At 65.3% G+C, this 19,761-nt stretch carries 16 protein-coding genes and 1 pseudogene; 3 read left to right on the top strand and 14 right to left on the bottom strand.

Going from position 1 to position 19,761, the window contains the following annotated elements; genetic code table 11:
- Positions 1–8: 8 nt before the first annotated feature.
- The 4 genes from F7R02_RS03570 to F7R02_RS03555 all read right to left on the bottom strand — a co-directional run bounded on the left by F7R02_RS03570 (position 9) and on the right by F7R02_RS03555 (position 4,416).
- Entirely contained in the window at positions 9–1,511 is a 1,503-nt protein-coding gene (locus F7R02_RS03570; protein ID WP_003482683.1) for a response regulator, read from the bottom strand.
- Between the two features lie 3 nt (positions 1,512–1,514).
- On the bottom strand, positions 1,515–1,955 hold the full coding sequence (locus F7R02_RS03565; RefSeq protein WP_003482689.1) for a response regulator: 441 nt from the start codon (positions 1,953–1,955) through the stop codon (positions 1,515–1,517).
- Positions 1,952–3,763, bottom strand: a complete 1,812-nt coding sequence (locus F7R02_RS03560) for a sensor histidine kinase (RefSeq protein WP_078591336.1) — start codon at positions 3,761–3,763, stop codon at positions 1,952–1,954. Before F7R02_RS03560 ends, F7R02_RS03565 begins: the two co-directional genes overlap by 4 nt.
- Positions 3,764–4,044: 281 nt before the next feature.
- Entirely contained in the window at positions 4,045–4,416 is a 372-nt protein-coding gene (locus F7R02_RS03555) for a BON domain-containing protein (RefSeq protein ID WP_008572114.1), read from the bottom strand.
- Between the two features lie 150 nt (positions 4,417–4,566).
- On the opposite strand from F7R02_RS03555, the gene F7R02_RS03550 reads away from it, so the two are divergent.
- Positions 4,567–5,622 carry an oxidoreductase gene (locus tag F7R02_RS03550; RefSeq protein WP_003482693.1) on the top strand — a complete coding sequence of 352 codons (1,056 nt, stop codon included), beginning with the start codon at positions 4,567–4,569 and terminating at the stop codon, positions 5,620–5,622.
- Between the two features lie 74 nt (positions 5,623–5,696).
- Here F7R02_RS03550 and gnd read toward each other — a convergent pair whose 3' ends face one another.
- The 8 genes and pseudogenes from gnd to F7R02_RS03510 all read right to left on the bottom strand — a co-directional run bounded on the left by gnd (position 5,697) and on the right by F7R02_RS03510 (position 14,286).
- Positions 5,697–6,638 (bottom strand): phosphogluconate dehydrogenase (NAD(+)-dependent, decarboxylating), encoded by a 942-nt coding sequence (gene gnd, locus F7R02_RS03545; RefSeq protein ID WP_078591335.1) that lies wholly within the window; start codon positions 6,636–6,638, stop codon positions 5,697–5,699.
- Positions 6,639–6,658: 20 nt separating this feature from the next.
- Positions 6,659–8,002: a hypothetical protein gene (locus tag F7R02_RS03540; RefSeq protein WP_078591334.1), complete on the bottom strand. Its 1,344-nt coding sequence runs from the start codon at positions 8,000–8,002 to the stop codon at positions 6,659–6,661.
- 162 nt (positions 8,003–8,164) lie between these two features.
- Positions 8,165–8,545: pseudogene (locus tag F7R02_RS03535) on the bottom strand (glycine zipper 2TM domain-containing protein).
- 124 nt (positions 8,546–8,669) lie between these two features.
- The gene (locus F7R02_RS03530; RefSeq protein WP_033479901.1) at positions 8,670–9,449 is read right to left on the bottom strand and encodes a DUF2242 domain-containing protein; all 780 of its coding nucleotides are present in this window, start codon (positions 9,447–9,449) and stop codon (positions 8,670–8,672) included.
- A 74-nt stretch (positions 9,450–9,523) separates the two neighbouring features.
- Complete coding sequence (locus F7R02_RS03525; protein ID WP_078591333.1) at positions 9,524–10,588, bottom strand: DNA methyltransferase; 1,065 nt, start codon at positions 10,586–10,588, stop codon at positions 9,524–9,526.
- Entirely contained in the window at positions 10,581–11,681 is a 1,101-nt protein-coding gene (locus F7R02_RS03520) for a hypothetical protein (protein ID WP_078591332.1), read from the bottom strand. Before F7R02_RS03520 ends, F7R02_RS03525 begins: the two co-directional genes overlap by 8 nt.
- A 22-nt stretch (positions 11,682–11,703) precedes the next feature.
- The gene (locus F7R02_RS03515; protein WP_078591331.1) at positions 11,704–13,107 is read right to left on the bottom strand and encodes a nicotinate phosphoribosyltransferase; all 1,404 of its coding nucleotides are present in this window, start codon (positions 13,105–13,107) and stop codon (positions 11,704–11,706) included.
- Between the two features lie 123 nt (positions 13,108–13,230).
- Complete coding sequence (locus F7R02_RS03510; RefSeq protein WP_003482707.1) at positions 13,231–14,286, bottom strand: bifunctional nicotinamide-nucleotide adenylyltransferase/Nudix hydroxylase; 1,056 nt, start codon at positions 14,284–14,286, stop codon at positions 13,231–13,233.
- Positions 14,287–14,468: 182 nt separating this feature from the next.
- Here F7R02_RS03510 and F7R02_RS03505 point away from each other — a divergent pair, with 182 nt between their 5' ends.
- The gene (locus tag F7R02_RS03505; protein WP_078591330.1) at positions 14,469–15,332 is read left to right on the top strand and encodes an endonuclease/exonuclease/phosphatase family protein; all 864 of its coding nucleotides are present in this window, start codon (positions 14,469–14,471) and stop codon (positions 15,330–15,332) included.
- An 87-nt stretch (positions 15,333–15,419) separates the two neighbouring features.
- Here the strand turns inward: F7R02_RS03505 and F7R02_RS03500 are convergent, their stop codons facing one another.
- Positions 15,420–16,325, bottom strand: a complete 906-nt coding sequence (locus tag F7R02_RS03500) for a LysR family transcriptional regulator (RefSeq protein ID WP_005923630.1) — start codon at positions 16,323–16,325, stop codon at positions 15,420–15,422.
- Positions 16,326–16,412: 87 nt separating this feature from the next.
- Between F7R02_RS03500 and F7R02_RS03495 the strand changes: the two genes are divergently transcribed.
- The gene (locus F7R02_RS03495; protein WP_078591359.1) at positions 16,413–17,156 is read left to right on the top strand and encodes a sulfite exporter TauE/SafE family protein; all 744 of its coding nucleotides are present in this window, start codon (positions 16,413–16,415) and stop codon (positions 17,154–17,156) included.
- 84 nt (positions 17,157–17,240) lie between these two features.
- Here the strand turns inward: F7R02_RS03495 and F7R02_RS03490 are convergent, their stop codons facing one another.
- Positions 17,241–19,400, bottom strand: a complete 2,160-nt coding sequence (locus F7R02_RS03490; RefSeq protein WP_170912825.1) for a carboxy terminal-processing peptidase — start codon at positions 19,398–19,400, stop codon at positions 17,241–17,243.
- Between the last annotated feature and the right edge of the window lie 361 nt (positions 19,401–19,761).

The raw sequence follows: 19,761 nt of genomic DNA, 5'->3' as shown, positions 1-19,761 counted from the left end.
ACGTGATCTCAGGCCACTTCCAGCGCATGCGAAACGGCGCGGAACACCCGGCGCATTTCCAGCGGCTTGCGCAGCACATGCACCGGCAGATCCGACGGGAAATGCGCACGCTGCAGCGGCGCACCGACATCTTCCAGCACGATCGCCGGGCCCTGGTACCCCAGCTCCTGCATGCTCAACAGCACGCTCACTGCCGAGAGCAGGATGATGTCGCTGTCGATGATCACCAGATCCGGCATCGCGTGCTGCTGCACCAGTTGCAGCGCCGCGGCGCCATCGCTGGCCAGCTGCGGCTGATAGCCCTGGCTGGAGAGCGCATTGCCCAGCAGCGATAGGCGCGTGGCCTCGCCATCCACCAGCAAAATGCGCTGCCCATGGCCAAGCGGCAGCGGCAGTTCGGCTTCCGTCACCGCCGTCGACACCGCACGCATCGGCACGATCATGTCAAAGCGCGTCCCTTCGCCCAGCCGGCTATCGACCACGATGCTGCCGCCATAGCTTTCGATGATGCGCTTGCACGAAATCAGTCCCAACCCGGTGCCATCGGCCTTGGTGGTGAAGAAAGGGCTGAACAGGCGCGCGCGGGTTTCATCGCTCATGCCCACGCCGGTGTCGGCCACGCTCATGCGCACGCGCGAGGCATCGTAGCGATCGGCTGCCAGGATCAGTCTGCCGCCCTCGGGCATCGCCTGGATCGCGTTCAAGCCAAGGTTGAGCAGGCATTGCTGCAATTCGGTGTAGTTGGCCTCGATGGTCAGATCCGCGGCGATGGTGTCCATCTGCAGGCGTACCCCATCGGGCAGGCTGCTCTTGAGCAGCATCTGCACGGCCTGGAACAGATTGGCGATGGAGACCTGCTCGCGCGGCTTGTTGGAACCGCGCACGAACGAGAGCATCGACTCGGCCATCTCATGCCCGCGCCGGCCGCATTCGGCCACCACGTTGGCCAGCTGACGCAGCTGCGGGTCGTCGGTGCGCCCGGCCAGCAGGTCGGGCACGATCAACAACGGTTGCAGGATATTGCGCAGGTCGTGACTCAAACCGGCCGCGAGCATCGCCAGGCTTTCCAGACGTTGCGCGCGCATCAGCTCGCTTTCCACGCGCTGGCGTTCCAGATCCGCACGCGCCTCGCGGATCGCGCGGATCACCGCGCTCGGCAAGCGCGTCGGGTTGTGCTTGATGATGTAGTCGTTGGCGCCATCCTGCAGCGCCTTGACCGCGGTCTCCTCACCCATGGTGCCGGAGACGAAGATGAAGGGTGTGGCACCGTTCTGGCGCACCAGGCGCAGCGCCTGGTGTCCGGAAAAGCCCGGCATGCTCAGGTCCGACAGCACGATGTCCGGCTGGAAGTCGTCCAGCGCGGCGCGCAGCGACGGCTCGCTGTCCACACGCTCGAATGCCGCATCCAGCCCGGCCTCGAGCAACTGATCGGACAACAGCTCGGCGTCTTCCGGTGAATCTTCCACCAGAAGGATCTTCAGCTGCTCCAGGTTGCCCCCCTCATGCGGCATGGTTCAGTCCAGCTCCGGTGCCTGGTTGATGACCGCCCAGAACGTGCCGAGCGTCTTGACCGCGTTGAAGAACTGATCCACATCCACCGGCTTGACCACATAGGCATTCACGCCCAGGTCCCAGCTGCGGGCCAGATCGCTTTCTTCGCGCGAGGACGACAGGATCACTACCGGCAGGCGCTTGAGCGTCTCGTCGCTGCGCACCTGCTTGAGCACTTCCAGCCCGTCCAGGCGCGGCATCTTGATGTCCAGCAGCAGCACGGCCGGCAGGCCTTCCTCGCGGTCGGCGAACATGCCACGGCGCAGCAGGTAGTCCATGGCTTCCACGCCGTCTTCGACGTGCACGATGGGATTGGCAAGGCGGGCTTCGCGCAAGGCGTCGACCGCCATCTCCGCATCGGCCGGGCTGTCTTCTGCCAGAAGAATGGTACGGATGGCGGTCATGCAGTGAACTCTTGGTTGGGCGCTTCAAGCGCAGGAGGTAACACGAAATAAAACGTGGCGCCTTCGTCGACGGCGCCTTCGGCCCATACCCGGCCGCCGTGACGGGTCAACACCCGCCGCACGCTGGCCAGGCCGATGCCGGTCCCAGCGTATTCGCTGGCCTTGTGCAAACGTTGGAACACACCGAACAATTTTCCGCTGTATTCCATATCGAAACCGGCACCATTGTCGCGCACGCTGAACTGGTGGCCGCCGTCGGACATCGGCGTGTAGCTGACCTCGATTTTGGCCACCTCGCGCTTGGCGCTGTACTTGACTGCATTGCCAAGCAGGTTCATCCACAGCTGGCGCATCATGTTTTCGTCGGCAACCAGCACCGGCAGTGGTGCGATATGCCATTCCACCCGGTGGCCGGTGTTCTCGCTCTGCACGTTGGAATCCAGAATCGCACGCGTTTCGGCCACCAGCGATTGCATGTCCACCGCCTGCAGGCGCAGCGCACCGCGGCCCAGGCGCGAATACACCAGCAGATCGTCGATCAGCGAGGCCATGCGCCGCGCCGAGCTGCTGATCACTTCCATGTAATGACGCGACTTCTCGTCGGCCGTATCGCCCAGATGACGCGCCAGCTTGTCGGAGAATCCGGCCACATGCCGCAACGGTGCGCGCAGATCGTGCGAGACCGAATAGCTGAAGGCTTCCAGTTCGCGGTTGACTTCCGAGACCTGCTCCACTTTGCCCTCCATCTGCCGGTTGAGCTCATGGATGCGCAACTGCGCGGTCTTCTGCAGGCTGATGTCGCTCACCGTCATCAGCACCACGTCTTCGTCGGCGGTGTCGGGCAGCGGCATGCGGCGTGCATTGATCAACATGGTGCGCAGCACGCCGTCGGCGGCGCGCTGCTCGTGTTCGTAATCCCACAACTCGCGTCCACGCAACAACACGTCCGCCAGACGCTGGTGGATCTGCGCATCGCGCCAGACGCCCCCGCCCACATCTTCCAGCGCCATCAATTCGTTGCCGCGCTCTTCCAGGCCATACAGGTCGGCAAAGGCAGGGTTATGCAACACGATGCGCTGGCTGGCATCCAGCAGCACGATCGGCTCGCGCACGGTTTGCAGCACCGAGCTGGCGCGGCCATTGGCGCGCAGGTATTCCTGCTCGGCCGCCAGCCGGCGGCGGATCTGCCGCTGCAGCAGCCAGGTCACCGTGCCCAGCAACAGCAACTGCACCGCCAGCGCCGCCCAGCTCAACACCGCGTAATGCATGCGCTCGGTTTCGGCGCGCGCATTGCGCAGCGCCAGCAGACCGCCTTCGGCGCTTTGCAGGTCATCGATCAGCACACGGATCGGGTTGTTCAGGGTCATGTCGTTGATCAGCGCGCGGATTTGCTCCGGCGCGGTGGTCACCGCAATGCGCTCGGCCAATAGCAGACGCCGTTCGATAGTGCTCTGGATGCGCCCCATGCGTACTTGCTGGGCGGGGTTGTCTTTGGTCAGAAAAATCAGCCGCTGCACCGCGGCCTGGGCCTCGCTACGCCCGCGCCGCATCCGTTCCAGCAGCGCCGGGCGCTCGACCCCGTGCGAGCGCATCAGCGCTGCCGATTCGGCGTTGCGCATTGCCGCTTCCAAGCGTTGCGCGTTTTCCAGCACTTGCTGGCTATGCGAGACCCAGGTCGCGGCCTGGTTGGCGTTGCGGGCCATCTGCTGCAGCAACAACGAGGGCACCACCACAATCAGGAACACGGCAACCGCCAATAGAGGCAGGCGCCAGCGATCCCATTTGTCTGCTTGGACCGTTGTTTGCATTGCTGGACCGAATTCGCTCGCTGCAGGGGGCCTAAGACTGATCGGCATTGTCTCCGATCACGCAGCTTGCCAGATTAATGATTCAGAGAAATCATGTCCGTCTGTGACATAGCTGAATGGGCATAGCATACGTATAGCATGCGTGAAAACGGCGCGAGCGCGTTGCCGACTATCGGCAGACTGGACGGTTCTTCGAAACGAAAAAGGCGCACTCCGTGGAGTGCGCCTGGTGCTCGGGTCGCCGCCTCGCCTCGGCGGCCCGGCATTCGCAGCAGCTGCGCTTACTTCTTCGCAGCGGTGACCTTCAGGCCGGTCGACTTGACGCTCTTGACGCCCTCGATGCCCTTGGCAACGGCAACGGCCTTGTCATGCTCGGCCTGGGTGGCGACCGCACCGGTCAGGGTCACGATGCCGTTCTTGGTCTCGACCTTCACGTCGGTACCGGAGACGTTGTCGGTGGCCAGCAGGTCGGCCTTGACCTTGGTGGTGATCCAGGTGTCGGTGACCGGCTTCTTGGACTCGTTCATGCCGGCAGCATGATCCTTGTGGTCGGCATGTTCCTGCGGTGCCGCAAATGCCTGCGACGCGCCGAGGGTCAGACCGAGCGACAGCGACAGAGCCAGCAACTTGCGTGCATGCGTCATGTTCTTCATACCAAGCACCTCCTGTTGAATGTGGGCGCAGCTTGCGGTGGCGCTCGTCGAGCAGACGTGACCGTTGCATGCAGAGGTTGTGAACCCTGCGCACACGGGCAGGTGCAATACCATGCCGGCTCCCTCCGTCGTTGCGATGAACCGTTTTCAATGCCTAAACTGTTCAATCTGGCCGTCGTCGGCTATGGCTATGTCGGCCGCACCTTTCATGCACCGCTGATCGCAAGCACCCCCGGCCTGCAGCTGCACAGCGTGGTGTCGTCCAAGCCGCAACAGCCACAGGCCGATTTCCCCGGCGTCACCGTGGTGGCCGACCTCGACAGTGCGCTGGCCGATCCCGCACTGGATGCCGTGGTGCTGGCTACCCCGAACCATACCCATGCGCCCTTCGCGCTGGAGGCCCTGGCCGCCGGCAAGCATGTGCTGGTGGACAAGCCGTTCGCGCTGGATGCGACGCAGGCGCAACAGATGGTCGATGCCGCCAACGCCGCGGGACGCATCATCAGCGTGTTCCAGAATCGCCGCTGGGATGCGGACTTTCTCACCGTGCGCCGGCTGATCGAAGAAGGCCAGCTGGGCGAGGTGGTGGAATTTCATTCGCACTTCGACCGCTATCGCCCGCAGGTACGCGACCGTTGGCGCGAGAGCGATAGCCCCGGTGCCGGACTGTGGTACGACCTGGGCCCGCATCTGCTCGATCAGGCGATGCAGTTGTTCGGTATGCCGCAGGGCATTGCCGCGGATCTGCAACGTCAGCGCGACCAGGCACGCAGCGTCGATTATTTCCATGTCACCCTGCACTACCCCCGGCTGCGCGTGATTCTGCACGCCGGGTCGCTGGTGGCCGATGGGAGCCTGCGCTTCGCCGTGCACGGCACGCGTGGCAGTTACCTCAAGCACGGCCTGGATACGCAGGAAGACCAGCTGCGCGCGGGCCGTCGGCCCGGCACGGTCGGTTGGGGCGTGGACCCCTTACCAGGCACGCTCACCCGCGTCGATGACGAAGGCCGCGTCCACACCCATCAGCCCGATAACCTGCCGGGCGACTACCGGCAGTGCTACGCCGCCTTTCGCGACGCACTGGCAGGCACCGGCCCGGCGCCGGTCAGCAGCAGCGATGCGGTGCAGCTGATGCAGCTGGTGGACCTTGCGCAACGCGGCGCTGCGGACGGCCGAGTGCAGTGGCTGGATGCCGCGCGCGGCTGATCACGCTGAGACGGTTCTGTACTTCCAACAGTGCGCGCCGCGATCCGGCTCGCACAGCCATCGCATCCCAGCCCTTACGCGTCCTTGCTACCGATCGTCGGCGCTGCCGAGGTCGTGGTCATCACCGCGTGGCCGCCGAACTGGCTGCGCATCGCCGCGAGCAGCTTGTCGGTAAACGAATCCTTGTCGCGCGAGCGCAGCCGCTCCATCAGCGACAACGTGATGACCGGTGCAGAGACTTCCAGATCGATCGCTTCGGCAACCGTCCAGCGGCCTTCGCCAGAATCGGCCACGAACGGCGCGATGCCGGCCATGGTCGGGTTATGCGTCAACGCATCGGCCGTCAGATCCAGCAGCCACGAACGCACCACGCTGCCATCGCGCCAGATTTCGGCAACCTGGTGCAGATCCAACGCAAAATCGGCCTTGTGCTGCATCAGCGCGAAGCCTTCCGCGTAGGCCTGCATCATTCCGTATTCGATGCCGTTGTGGACCATCTTGGTGAAGTGGCCTGCACCGCTCGGGCCAACCCGTCCCCAGCCCTTGTCCGGCGCCGGCGCGAGCGTTGCCAGGATCGGATGCAACCCCGTCACCGCCGCTTCGTCGCCACCCACCATCAGGCTATAGCCTTCCTGCAGACCCCAGATGCCACCGCTGGTGCCGCAATCGACAAACGCGATGCCACTGGCCTGCAGCAATGCCGCACGCCGCTGCGAATCCTTGTAGTACGAATTGCCGCCATCGATGACGATGTCGCCGGCCTGCAGCAAGGGCAGCAGCTGCGCCAGCGTGTCATCGACGATCTTGCCGGCCGGCACCATCAACCACACCACGCGCGGGCTCGGCAGTGCGGACACCAGCGCTGCCAGCGCATCGGCGGTGACGATGCCCTTGGCTTGCGCGCTGGTGCGCGCGTTCGCGCCCGGATCGTAGCCATGCACGCGATGCCCACCATTGACCAAGCGCTCGGCCATGTTGGCGCCCATGCGGCCCAGTCCCACCATACCCAGTTCCATAATCGCTCCTCATGATCTGATCAGTGCAGGGTGCCACGCTCGGCGTACGCTGGCGTGGCGGAATTCTCAATGGATTGTTCCGCGACGGTGGCGGCGCTGCACTGCTGCAGCTGCCAGTCGATCCATCGCCAGTACAAGGTGGTGCGCACATTGTGCAACGTCAGGTCGATGGCGTACGGCGTGCGCGGGTTACGGTCGAGCAGGCGTGCCACGTGGTAGCCGATCGGCTTGGTGCCTTTTGGATGCACATAGACCAAAAAGCCATGGTAGAACGGGTCATCCAGCAGCGTCTGCAGCTGCAGCAGCTGTGCCTGCTGCTGTGGGTCGAGCGTGGCGCGCAACGCTGCATCGCGCTCGTAAAGCAGGCGTTCGAAGCGGCGCTTGCCAGGCCCGCGCAACTGTTTGGCCAACTCCCAGATCTGCTGGTTGCGCGCGTCGTAGTACGCAAAGCCACCATGCTGCGCCAGCGCCTGCGCGGCTGCATCGCTGACATCCACGACCACGAAATTTTCGGCCTGATTGTGGATGTCATCCAGGTAGGACTTATCGAACACATGCGCGATGAAGCCAGGTGCGCCGACGAACGCCTGCCGCCCGAGCTGAGAGGTTTTCACCGCCTTGCCGTCGGCGAAGAATTCGCCGGCATGCGCACCGAGCAGGATGCTGTCGGTGTTGTGCAAGGTCAGGAACGTGCCGATCGACAATTCGCCAGGCGTAAATACCTCGTCGAACCCGGCATCGCCGAACAGCTCGCGCTGGGTAGCGAGCTGAGCCACCTGTCGGCCTACGCCGCACTCGGAACGCACCTGGCCACGGTAGAACGCATCCAACGCCTGCGCATTGCTGCCGCGCGGCTGATACCCGCGACCGAAACTGCGAAAACCGCTCCAGCCCTGCGCGGCTGCGCCACGCCAGCCGAATCCGACCCAGCCCAGCTGCAGCGCCGAGAAGCGGTAGCGCGGGTTGTTCTGCAATTGCGTTACCGCGCGGCGGGTGGCTGCACCGAGTTCGAACGCATAGGCGCAGTGCGTGGCTGCATCGTCCAGCACGGCGGTGAGCGCTGCGCCGCGCTGTTGCGTGTCCCAATCGGCCGGAAGCGTCAGCTGCAGATCGCCGGCGGCTTGCGCCTGCGCAAGCGTGCCGCGCGTGCAAGGTGCGCCGCGCTGGACCAACGGCGCGCTCACCGCGGCGCGATGGATGGTCCATCCCAGCCGTCGCAGCAGCGCTTCCACGCAATCTGCGCTGGCGGCGCGGGCGGTCTGGCTCGGCGCAGCGTCGGCGACCTGCAGCAGCTGCCCCGCCAGCAAGCCGCTTGCACATACCAGCGCAGCAAGTCGGCGCAGGCGCGCATGCCGTGGCGGCATCGGCGCACCTGGTGAGCGCGATGACGCACTGCGCTGCGCGCGGACAACCCTCATCGATGGCATAGGCAATAAATCGTCCGCACGACGCCACTCTCAAACGTAGAAAGCCCCGGCATGGCCGGGGCTCGCAGGATTCAATTCAGCTCAATCGCTGCACCAGACTCAGCGACGTTCGCAGAAGCGCTCGACTTGGCGATTGCCGTTGGCCTGCTGGCGATTGCCCTGGATGGTGCGGCCTGCCGCACCGCCCGCCACGGCGCCTGCCACGGTCGCCAGCTTCTTGCCGTTACCGCCGCCAACCTAGTTGCCCAGCAGGCCACCGATTGCAGCGCCGGCCAGCGTCCCGCCGATGCGGTTCGGGTCGGTCGAGTTCTTTTGCACTTCGACATTGCGGCAGCGCACGCGGGTGCCGTCATTGAACCTGCGACCCTCGTCCGCTTCGGTATAGCGCTGCTGATGCGAATAGTTTTGAGCCTGTGCGAAGGTGCTCGTCGCCATCAGGCCGATCAGGGACATACCCAACAGGGAGGTGCGCATTTTCATCGTTGTTCTCCACGTTTCTCGCCCGCTCGGCGAGGCATGGGCGCACTCTGGCCGCTGGCTCGAGAACATAACGTGAAGCGCACACCTGGCTATTCAGGCTTTGGCGCGAAGCGTGAACACGCCATCACGGCTGCGTGGCGGGCTCGGTTTGCGGCACCTGCGCCGGTGCTGGCGGGGGGTCTTGCGCTTCGACCGGCAATGGCGCGACCGGCGGCTGCGCGACCGTTGTGGGAGCGGCTGCAGCGGGCGCAGGCGATGCGGGCGTCGAAGAGTTCGCTGCAGGCGTTGCGGGCACTGCGGCTGCCGGCGCTGGTGTGGCCGCATGAGCAGGTGCGGGCGCAGGCGCTGCACTCACCGCAGCAGGTACGGCTTCGGTGACCTTGGGGAGATACGAATTCAGGCGTTCGAAAAAGCGCTTGTAGAACGCCGCATCCTGCACCGTGGTACTGGATACGCGCACCAGCGAATCGCCGCTGCTGCCGACCGGCAACGACAACGAGCCCAGCACGCCGACGCCCACGCTGGCCGAGGTGGAGCTCTTCTTCAGTGCGTAACGGTCCTGCAACGCACTGACGAACACCTGCGCCTTGCCGCCGTCCTGGCTGGCGCAGGAAATGCGCAGATTGAGTTGTTCGCTCTGGTCGGCTTCCTTGAGCTGGAAGTTCTTGCTGCCTTCCACCGCGGCGGCATCTGCGCGCGTGACCGCGTAGCCCTGACTCAACAGCACGCGCCGCGCCGCCTCGCAGGCTTGCGGCGAACTGGCCGCCACGCTGCGCGAATAGGTGTCGTCGGAATTGAACGACTCGCGCATCAGCATCGTGTCGCCCTTGCTGCCGCCGCAGCCAGCCAGGGTTGCCAGCGCGCCAAGCAGTGCGCCGCGCGCGATCAGGGAAGAACAAGACATAGAGAGATTCCGGCATCCAAAACCGGCACAGAGCATAGCGGCAACCCATGTGCGCGCGGCGTCGCGTTGCCGGGTCAGGGCAACGGCGGTTCATCCACTGGCAATTGCAGGTCTATCTGCAGGCGGCGGCCATCGGCACCGATGCGCTCGGCGCGCAGGTAATGGTGCGCACGCACCACCGCCAGTGCCACCGGCGCACGGCACGGTTCGCCCCACAGGCTCAACGCGAAGCCCTGTTGCTGCAGCCAGAGGGTAAGGCGGTCCCACAGCGCTTGTTCGCCATGCAGCATCAGGTCCAGATCGGCCGGACCGTCGGGCACCAGGGTCGGCGACGCCAGCCAGCGCGCGTAGCTGCCATGCACCACCACCGGCAGGCCCTGTGCCTGCACCGCCTGCAGCAATTGCGCGGCCTGCTGCAGATCCAGCCGGGCACGACAATGCTGAAAGATCAGCGCGTATTCGTGGCTGCGATTGCTCTGTGTCTCGGCATGCGCCAGCGCGGCGGCCGGACGCCGATAGCACAGCACCCGCTCCTCGCGCAGGGTGAACAGGCTGGCCAGGATGCGGCCCAGATCCCAGGCCTGCGGGATCACGAGGCCGCCGACCACCACGTTCTGCACCATCGCCACGCCCACGCCGTCGGGCCGCATCTGCTTGCGCAGCGCATGGAAGACCGCACGCATGCCGGTCAGATAGCTGGCGTAATCGCTGCTTGCGTAAAGCTGCCCAGGCAGCACGTCGCCACGCCAGTGGCAGCCGAAATACGGCACGTTGGTCAGACACAGGTCGATCGGCCCTGCCGGCGCGTTAACGGCCAGGCTGCCGACCACCACCGGCGCCTCCACCGCATGCCGCTGCAGACGCGCACGTGCCAACTGCGCGCGTGCCGGATCGATTTCCATGCCATGCGCGTTGCGGCCTTCCAGCGCGGCCGCCAGCAAGCTGCTGCCAAAGCCACAGAACGGGTCGAACACCTGCTCGCCCGGCCGGCTGAAATGGCGCACAAACGGGCGCATCTGATTGACCCAGCCACAATCGCGCCCGCCGAGCGGGTCGGCCGCGCGCAGATCGTCGGGCAGCCCCCAGGCGGCATCGTCCGGGACCGGCGTCCACCAACTGCGCTGATCGAACTCATCCATCGATGGGTTCCCACAAAACATCGGCGTCCGGGTCCCAGCCCGCACAGAGACGGCCGTTGGCGAAGAACACCAGCTTGTACAGATCGCCGGTCGCGTGACGCGCATGCATCGCGGCGTAGTCGGCGCTTTCGAAGACCACCTGCAAGCCCGCCCGATCGCGCAGCCGCACATTCCAGAAGTAATAGCCTTCGGTGAGGCCATCGGGTTGCCAGCGCGACCACCAGGGCTGCTGCATGCACTCGGCCAGCAACGTGTCCACGCCGACGCGGTGCGCGCCGATGTAGCGCAGCGTGCCGTTGCTGCGATAGGCATCGTCCAACCGCGACAATTCCCGAAAGATCACCTGGCTGGCGCCGCAGCTGCGCGCCCACGCGATGTACTGCGCAATGGCGTCGGCATTGTCCACGCCACCGCGCTGCACGATGCAGACCAATCGCAGCGGCAACCGTGCTGCCAGCCGCCGTGCCGTCTGCACGAAGGTCGCCACATCTGCGATTGGCTCATCCGGGCGGAAACGCATGATCGCGTCGTTGCGCTCCTGCAACGGATGATGACGCGACAGCTCGACCCACGACAGCCCGAAGGCAACCAACGCCTCGATCAACCGCGCACCGTCCGCACGCGCCAGCCCTGCGCCATTGCTGTACAGCACGCGCTGCTCGATGCGCGGGCCGTTCGGCGTGGTTGCCAGCGTCTGCAGCAAGGTCTGCAGCCACGCTGCATCGTCGGTCATTTCCAGACCCGACAACGAATACGACAGCGGCACATCGCGCAGCAACTGCAAGACAGAGCTCAACTGCTGGAAATACGCAGGCCCAGGTCGCAACGTCGCTGCCGCGCGACCGCCCCGGTGCTGCCGCAGATTTTCCGAACAGAACCCGCAGCGCGCCGAACACGGCCGCACCGAGGCATACGGGGTAAAGGTGATCGGCAGCGCCGCGCGATACGTGCGCCCGCCGATGCGCAGCGTATGCCAGCGACTGGCGTCGTCCTGCAGCGGCACACGCCGCTGCAGGTGGGGCGCTGCGGCGCGCAGACGCGCCAACAGCGCTGAAGCAGGCAACAAGGAGATGTCGTCGATGGAAGCGTGCATGGCGAGTCCTGCGCGCCGCGCGTCAGCGACGAGCAGCGTCGGCACGCGCGCGCACCTGCTCCAGCGTCCACTCCTGTTGCGACACGCCGTTTTCCCACACCGTGACCAGCGCGTCTTCGCTGTCCGGGTAGGTGTCGACCTCATCGAGCAACGCGCTGCGGTAGCTGCCATCGTGGCGATTGCGCAGCAAGGTCAGGCGACCGCGCTTGCTCTGCTTGCCCTGGTCGGTGATCGGGTCCTTGTAGACGTCGACCCACTGCCCGTCCACGCGCACCGCCGAGCACTTCAACGCAAACTTCTGCGTGTCGCGGTCCACCTTCTGCAGCAACGCACCGCCCATGCCGAAGGCAACGTTATCGGCGGCATAGCCGGCGGCGGTGATGCGTTCCAGGATCGCGCGCAGCGAGGTGGGGTTGATGCCATCGCCCTGGATCACCCGCACATGGTTGAGCACCTTGTAGCCCTTGCCATTGAGCTGATGGCCGAACGCTTCGTCCAGCAACAGCAGGCACTGCTCGACCACGTCCACCGGGTCGCCCGAATCCGGACGAATCACCACCGTCGCGCCGGAGGCGATCACTTCCTCGCGCAAGGTAGTGCCCCAATGTTCGCGAATGGCACGGTAGATGTCGTAGCTGTCCGACACCACCGCCACGATCGAACCCGGGCGCGCGAACTGCCGCAGCATGTTGCGATACGCATCCACCTCGCGCTCGCGGCCCCAGCTGGTGATGGTGCTGTGCTCGGCAGCGGGAATCGAATACCCGGCCACCGGCGTGTGGTAATGCGCACGCGCCAGCAGCAACGCCGACAAGGTGTCGGTACCGAGAAAATTCACCAGATGCGCGGCACCGCCCAATGCGGCCGAGCCAAGACTGGACACGCCACGCGCGCCAAAATCGTGCAGTTTGAAAGGCAGCTGTCCTTCCGGATCGTCGCTGGTGCGCTCCAGGTAGTCGCGCACGATCTGCTTCACCTGCCAGCTCACCGTGGCCACCGTCACCGGGTACCACACGCGCAGCAACAAGGTTTCCAGATACGACGGCACCCAGAACGCCTTGGCGTCGGTGGACTCGATGGTCATCAGCACGTTGTGCGTTGGCACCACGGCGCCCTCGGGCACCGCGCGGATGCGGATCGGCAACTGACCGCCAAGCCGGTCGACGATATCGCGCCAGCCTGCCTCGTTGAACGGCTCGCCATGCGCAGCCAGCAAGTGTTTCGCATCGTCGATGTCGGCGTGCGTCACCGGCCGGTTGATCGCGTCCTTCAGGAGCGACTGCAGACCGAAGAACACGGTCTGCTCGTAGAGCCCACCGCGCGATTCGACGTAGAAAAACGACGCATCGGTGCCGGGCGGATATTGCAGCCAGTGGCTGGCCTTGTAGCTATCGGTGTTGAGCAGCAGGTTATCGAGGTAATGCATGACGGAAGCTCCTTCGCGTCGAATGAACCGGCGGTCTGTCCGCCGGCGGGAGGTCACGGTTCAAGCGGTCACGGCATGTGCGCCCCTGGTGGTATCGCGGCAGCACGTCGTCGTTTGCGCGCGTCAGCCACGGCCCAGGAAGAATTCAAGAATGTGCAGGTGGTCTTCGTACAGGCGCGGGCCCATCGCCATCACTTCGGCGATCGGAATCCAGCGTGCCTTGTCGGCATCGTCGCCGCCGCGCACCGCAGGTAACTCCCCGGCCGGAAACTCGAAATGGAACGCATGGGTAATGGTGCGTCCGCGCTGACTGCGCTCGGGATGATCGAAGACCTGCCTGCCACGCAACGAGCCCTTGAGCACCGGCACCGGCAACTTGAGCCGGGTTTCCTCGCGCAACTCGCGCAGGCAGCAATCCAGCAGCCCTTCCTCCTGGCCGACGAAACCGCCAGGCAACGCCCACAATCCCTTGCCCGGTTCGGCGCGACGCCGCACCAGCAGCACATGGCCCGAATGCACCACCACCGCATCGGTGGTCACGAATGTCGGCGGATATGGCGCGTCTTTCCACGCGGCGCGGTATTGCTCGATGAAGCGGTATTCGGCCACCAGCTGCGCGTAGCTGGGCGAGTTGCGCCGGAAGGCCTCCAGCATGTCGTAGACGGGCGCCGGCACATTGCCGCGCAGCATCAACAAGCCGCCGTGGAAACCGATGTCGCCGGCTTCGAACAGATAGCGGCGCAATTCGGTGGCCGACAGCGTTGCGGTATGTTGCACGTCCTCCAGCGGCCACTGCGGAAACTCACGCAGGTAGTAGCTGCTGGCATCCTTGTCCATGCCGATCAGGCCGATGTTCGCATCCAGCGTGCCGCCATCGGCGTGCACCGCTTCGGCAACCTGCCGCTGCACTTCGGCGATCCACAGGCTTTCGTTGTACAGATGGTCGCGTAGCGGGCGCACGAGCAACCGCGCGGTTTCGCCCGGCAACGCAGATTCGATCATCACCGCACGTTCGGCGACGGTCCAAGGATTGCGAATGGTGCGGGGCGTGTCGGCCGAGCCGATCAGCACGATGAGCTTTTTCGCCTTGCCCAGCGCGTGGCGGGCGACGGCGGCGTGGCCGTTATGAAAGGGCTCGAAACGCCCGATAAACACGAGATAGTCGTACGGTGTTGCCATGAGAATCCCTCACGGTTGAGTGGTGAGCTGGCGGTCTGTCCGCCGGCTTGGTGAAATGCTACGCCGATGCACGACGGCGTCAAGCGGCCGCTTGCCTGTGCATCGGTGATCGTCGCCGTGACGCAGCGGTCATCATCTCTGGCTAGACTCGGCGCTCTTGCTTCTTCGAGGAATTTCCCTGCATGCCACGCTCCATCGCGCAGGTGCTGCGCTGCCTTCTGGCAATCGGTGCACTGTCGTGCATCGCCCTACCCGCGCTGGCTGGCACGCCGGTGGCACCACTGCGGGTCATGTCGTTCAACGTGCGCGTGCCGGCCGATACCGATGGCGACAAACGCTGGCAAGTGCGTCGCGCTGCCATGGTCGCCTTGATCAAACAGACGCATCCCGATGTGTTCGGCACGCAGGAACTGGTGAGCGAACAGGCGGCCTTTCTGGCCGAACAGTTGCCCGACTACCGCTGGTTCGGCCAGGGCCGGCGCGGCGATGACAGCGACGAGCACATGGGCGTGTTCTACGACGCGCGCGTCCTGGAGGTGGTGGAGTCAGGCGACTTCTGGCTGTCCGACACGCCCGAACGCGCCGGCAGCATCACCTGGGGCAATGTACTGCCACGCATGGCCACGTGGGCGCTGTTCGAGCGCCGCAGCGACAAACGCCGCTTTTACCTGTTCAATACGCACTTTCCGTATCGCGATGAGGACGAGCCCGCCCGCGAGCGCAGCGCGCGCCTGATCCTGTCGCGCATCGCGCAGTTGCCTGCCACGATCCCGGTGGTGCTGACCGGCGACTTCAACAGCGATCCGGACAAGATCACCTACCCCACGCTGACCGCAGTACTTCGCGATGCGCGCGCACAGGCCAGCAAGCGCAGCGGGCCGGAAAATACCTTCCAGGATTTCACCACGCACCCGACCCGGCGCATCGACTGGATCCTGTATCGCGGATTGCGTCCTTCCCGCTTTGCGACACTGGACGATCGTCCCGGCGGCATTCTGCCGTCGGACCATTACCCAGTGATGGCCGAGTTCGAGTGGCCACCCTGAAAACACGGACGTGCAAGAGCCGTTGGCCGGCAGCCAGGCGCGTGCCGGCTGTGACACGGCCACCCGATGCCCGCAGCGCTGCGGTCATCAAGCCGGATGAATGCCGGCATGCGTGGCGCTGGCCTGCAGCCATTCCAGCAAGGCCTGCAGGGTGACCGAGGGGGCGTCGCGCCAGATGATGGACAGCTCGCGCCGCGCCCAGGGTTCCTCCAGCGGCACCGCCGCCAGCTGCTGCCTGACACTGGAGCACGCCAGCGCCGCGTGCGGCACGATGGCCACGCCCACGCCGCGTGCCAGCATGCGGCACAGCGTTTCGAGACCCGGCACGCGCGCACGGATGCGCAGCTGTACGCCGGCCCGGGCCAGATGCGTCCGCAGGTGGCGCTGCAAGGCGTTGTCGGCCGATAACGCCAGCAACTGCATCGGCGCGATATCGGCCAGACGCAGGCTGCCTGCGCCGGCAAGCGGATGGCTGGCGGCCACCGCGACCACCAGGCGATCCTGTCGGAACGGACGCCGTTGCAGGCCGGTGAAGTCGGCATGCCCGGCCACCACGGCAAGGTCGGCACGTTCATCGCGCACGGCATCGGCAGCCTCCTCGCTGCCCCATTCGGCCAGGGTCAGGTCCACCCGCGGATGGGCCAGCAAAAAATCCGCAACGCACTCGGGTAGCCATTCGGAGAGTGCGGCGGTGTTCGCAGCCAATCGCAGGGTGACCTGTCCACCGAGTCCGTAATCGCCAAGCTCGCTGCGCATGGCCTGTTCCTGGCGTGCCAATGCCCGTGCATGCCGCAGCAGGACCTGGCCGGCAGCGGTGAGCGTCACGCCTCGCCGACCACGCTCGAACAGGGCCGCGCCGATCTGCAGCTCCAGCGCGCGAATACGCGCACTGGTAGCCGCCAGCGACAGCGCCACGCGGTCGGCGCCGGCAGTGATGCTGCCGGTGTCGGCCACCGCAACAAAGATCCGCAAGTCGGTGAATTCCACCTGCATCTGCACCTCCAGCCTTCGGCGTGGCCGAAGTCTGCCTCAAACAAAGACAGCTTGCCGGACACCGCTGCCGCACCGATCCTGACCGCCATGAATGAAGACGTTTCGCAACTTGGCATGGTCGCCGCTGTGTTCCTGCTTGCCGGCGCGGTCAAAGGCGTCGCCGGCATGGGGCTGCCAACCGTGGCAATGGGCCTGTTGGGACTGTGGCTGCCGCCCAGCCAAGCCGCCGCGCTGCTGGTGCTGCCTTCGTTGGTGACGAACCTGCAGCAGGCCTGGGGGCCAGCTGCGACCCTGCTGTTGCGACGTCTGTGGCCGGTGCTGGCCATGGTGGTGGTGGGCACCTGGTTCAGTGCCGGATTGATGATTGGCGGTCATCCGCGCTACCTGCGCGGCGCGCTTGGGGTCCTGCTGGTCGCCTATGCCCTGCTTGGGCTTGCCCGCCGGCAATGGACCCTGCCGCCACGTCACGAGCGCTGGGGCAGCCCGCTGATCGGCCTGGTCGGTGGCCTGCTCAATGGCGCCACCGGCGTGCTGGTCCTCCCGGTGGTGCCGTACCTGTCTGCACTTGGCCTGCCACGCGACCTGTTGATCCGCGCACTGGCCGCGTGCTTCGGCACGGCAACGCTTGCGCTGGCGGCGGCGCTGGTCTGGCATGGTGGGGTGCCGCTCTCCGCCGGCCTGCCATCGCTGCTGGCGCTGCTGCCCACCGCACTGGGAGTGTGGGCCGGCACGAAGCTGCGACGCCGCATCTCTTCCGAGGCATTCCGCCGGATATTTTTCGGCACCTTGCTGCTGCTCGGCCTGCAGGCCTGCTGGCAGGCGGTCGCTTGAGACGCTGCCAGCAGCCACGGTATTGCCAACATGAAAACGCCACCGGCAAGCGGTGGCGTCCATGCAGTCGATCGGCAGCGTGGCTCAGTCTGCCCAACGTCCCGGGGAGGTCGACTTCGGCAGCACCTGCGCCGACAAGGGCTTGTCCTGCGACAGCAAGCCCAGCGCATCTGCCAGGATGGCCGCCGATTCATGCAGAAGCGGATCCGGGCGCTTTTCGGCGGCCTTTTCGCGTGCAGTGTCCTTGACGATGTCGCGCTCGTTACCGGTCAGGCCGTCGTCGCTGTCTTCGGCAAGCGGATCCAGCGGCAGGCCGAGTTGCTTGCGAATCTGCTGGCGATCCTTGCGCTGCTGATCCTGCTTCTGTCGCTCGGCAACGCGCTCGGCCTCATTCAACGAAATGTACTTCTTGGCCTTTTCGTCGCGGAACTGCTTGACGTCTTCTTCCCACCACTGGAACTCCTTGTCGCTGGCAATGCGCGCAGTGTGCAGGGCCTGCAACTTGGGCAGCAATGCTGCGAAGTTGCCGTACTGGGTATGCGGGGCAGCGGCGATACGCGTCCACGGCAATGCATTGTCGTAGGTGCTCTCACCGAACTCGGTGGCATCCACGCTGGCCGGGAAGGCGATATCCGGCACCACACCCTTGTGCTGGGTGCTGGAGCCGCTGACGCGGAAGAACTGCGCGATCGTCAGCTTGACCTGCCCATACCGCTGCCCTTCGGCAGCAGGCCAACGATCCAGGTCGACGATGTTCTGCACGGTGCCCTTGCCGAAGCTGGTTTCGCCGATCACCAGACCACGGCCGTAATCCTGGATCGCACCGGCAAAGATCTCCGATGCCGACGCCGAGCCGCGGTTGATCAAGACAGCCAGCGGGCCGTCCCAGGCGACCTTGGGGTCGCTGTCGCCATTGACGGTGACGCGGCCGCCGGATTCGCGGACCTGCACGACCGGCCCCTGCTCGATGAACAAGCCGGTCAGTTCGATCGCCTCGTCGAGCGAACCACCGCCGTTGTTGCGCAGGTCCAGCACCACGCCATCGACCTTGTCGGTCTTGAAGCCGGCCAGCAGCTTGGCGACGTCGCGCGTGGCCGAGGCGTAGTCGGCTGCATTGCGACGGCGGCCTTCGAAATCCTGGTAGAAGCCCGGCAGCTTGATGATGCCGATGCGGCGCTGCGGCTCGCTGCCGGTGGCCGGCAAGGTGATGGTTTCGCCCTTGGCAGCCTGCTCGGCCAGACGCACCTTCTGACGGGTCAGGGTCACCGTGCGGTGCTTGCCATCGATGCCCGACTCGGCCGGGATGTACTCCAGGCGCACCTGGGTATCCTTGCTGCCGCGGATCTTGGCCACCACGTCGTCGATGCGCCAGCCGATCACATCTTCGATCGCGCCACTCTTGGCCTGCCCAACGCCGACGATGCGATCGCCCGGCTTGAGCGTGCCATCCACCGCCGCCGGACCGCCCGGGATCACCTCGCGGATCACCACCATGTCGTCCTGTTTCTGCAGCTGCGCGCCAATGCCTTCCAACGACAGCGACATCTGCTGGTTGAACGTCTCGGCAGTGCGCGGGGTGAAGTAATCGGTGTGCGGGTCGACGGCGTTGGTGTAGGCGTTGACGAAGAACTGGAACACGTCTTCGCCCTTGAGCTGCTTGACCGAATCGGCCAGCGCCACATACCGCTTGTCCAGCGTCTTGCGGATGTCGTCGGGCTTCTTGCCGGCCAGTTTCAGGCGCAGCCAATCGTTCATCACCGACTGGCGCCACAGCACGTCCAACTGCTTGTCGTCTGCAGCCCACGGCACGTCCTTGCGGTCGTACTCGAACTTGTCGTTACCGCTGAAATCGAAGTCCTGCTTGAGCAGGTCGCGCGCGTACTTGACGCGCTGATCGACGCGCTTCTTGTAGACCGAGAACACCTGGAACGCCGGCTCCAGGTTGCCGCCGCGCAACGCGTCGCCAACACCGGCCTGGAGGGGCGCGAAGCTGTCGATATCGGCCTGGGTGAAGAACTGTTTGCCGCCATCCAGCGTTTCCAGATAGCGCTTGAACACGTCCTTGGACATCGCCTCGTCCAGCGTGCGCGGCCGGTAGGCATAGCGGCTGTCGGAGAGCAGGCCGTACACGAGTTTGGTGGCCGTCGCCTGATCGGGCGTGGCAGCGGCCGGCAGCGCAGTGTCGGCGCGTGCGAGCAAAGCCATCGGAGTGGTCAACACCAGCGCCAGCAGGCCGGCCTTCATGCACGAAGAAACGTTGTAGGTCATCGAATGGCTCTCGGCACGGGGCCGACGAAAGAGAGGCGGTGAACGGATCAGACAGCATGACAGTGCCGAAAGTTGCTGGCGTTGTCATCCGCTGGCTGAATCAGCCTAGCGCCGGGCCCGTAGCGGATTGTGAACGAGACCGTACCTTGCGGCTGCACGCCGCACGGGCCAGAGACGGCGACAGCCCCGCGCGATGCACGGGGCTGTCGTCGATCGGCATTGCGATGGCCGGCCGAAGAACGTCGCGACTTGTCGAGTCAGTGCTCTACTGGCAACACGCGAGACCGGCCGGCATTGAGCGCACCAGCATCGCGGTGCTGCTGCGGGCACCGGTGCC

Source organism: Xanthomonas cissicola (assembly GCF_008801575.1).
Taxonomy (GTDB): Bacteria; Pseudomonadota; Gammaproteobacteria; order Xanthomonadales; family Xanthomonadaceae; genus Xanthomonas; species Xanthomonas cissicola.
The sequence above is the reverse complement of the archived record's forward strand: the minus strand, read 5'-3'. Positions and strand labels throughout refer to the sequence as shown.

What these genes read in the sequence shown, in the direction of transcription:
- F7R02_RS03515 (WP_078591331.1), bottom strand. Translation starts at nt 13,107, where the DNA reads ATGCATTACCTCGATAACCTGCTGCTCAACACCGATAGCTACAAGGCC.
- F7R02_RS03495 (WP_078591359.1), top strand. Translation starts at nt 16,413, where the DNA reads ATGAATGAAGACGTTTCGCAACTTGGCATGGTCGCCGCTGTGTTCCTG.
- F7R02_RS03555 (WP_008572114.1), bottom strand. Translation starts at nt 4,416, where the DNA reads ATGAAGAACATGACGCATGCACGCAAGTTGCTGGCTCTGTCGCTGTCG.
- F7R02_RS03540 (WP_078591334.1), bottom strand. Translation starts at nt 8,002, where the DNA reads ATGCCGCCACGGCATGCGCGCCTGCGCCGACTTGCTGCGCTGGTATGT.
- gnd (WP_078591335.1), bottom strand. Translation starts at nt 6,638, where the DNA reads ATGGAACTGGGTATGGTGGGACTGGGCCGCATGGGCGCCAACATGGCC.
- F7R02_RS03570 (WP_003482683.1), bottom strand. Translation starts at nt 1,511, where the DNA reads ATGCCGCATGAGGGGGGCAACCTGGAGCAGCTGAAGATCCTTCTGGTG.
- F7R02_RS03490 (WP_170912825.1), bottom strand. Translation starts at nt 19,400, where the DNA reads ATGAAGGCCGGCCTGCTGGCGCTGGTGTTGACCACTCCGATGGCTTTG.
- F7R02_RS03530 (WP_033479901.1), bottom strand. Translation starts at nt 9,449, where the DNA reads ATGTCTTGTTCTTCCCTGATCGCGCGCGGCGCACTGCTTGGCGCGCTG.
- F7R02_RS03525 (WP_078591333.1), bottom strand. Translation starts at nt 10,588, where the DNA reads ATGGATGAGTTCGATCAGCGCAGTTGGTGGACGCCGGTCCCGGACGAT.
- F7R02_RS03520 (WP_078591332.1), bottom strand. Translation starts at nt 11,681, where the DNA reads ATGCACGCTTCCATCGACGACATCTCCTTGTTGCCTGCTTCAGCGCTG.
- F7R02_RS03505 (WP_078591330.1), top strand. Translation starts at nt 14,469, where the DNA reads ATGCCACGCTCCATCGCGCAGGTGCTGCGCTGCCTTCTGGCAATCGGT.
- F7R02_RS03565 (WP_003482689.1), bottom strand. Translation starts at nt 1,955, where the DNA reads ATGACCGCCATCCGTACCATTCTTCTGGCAGAAGACAGCCCGGCCGAT.
- F7R02_RS03500 (WP_005923630.1), bottom strand. Translation starts at nt 16,325, where the DNA reads ATGCAGGTGGAATTCACCGACTTGCGGATCTTTGTTGCGGTGGCCGAC.
- F7R02_RS03550 (WP_003482693.1), top strand. Translation starts at nt 4,567, where the DNA reads ATGCCTAAACTGTTCAATCTGGCCGTCGTCGGCTATGGCTATGTCGGC.
- F7R02_RS03560 (WP_078591336.1), bottom strand. Translation starts at nt 3,763, where the DNA reads ATGCAAACAACGGTCCAAGCAGACAAATGGGATCGCTGGCGCCTGCCT.
- F7R02_RS03510 (WP_003482707.1), bottom strand. Translation starts at nt 14,286, where the DNA reads ATGGCAACACCGTACGACTATCTCGTGTTTATCGGGCGTTTCGAGCCC.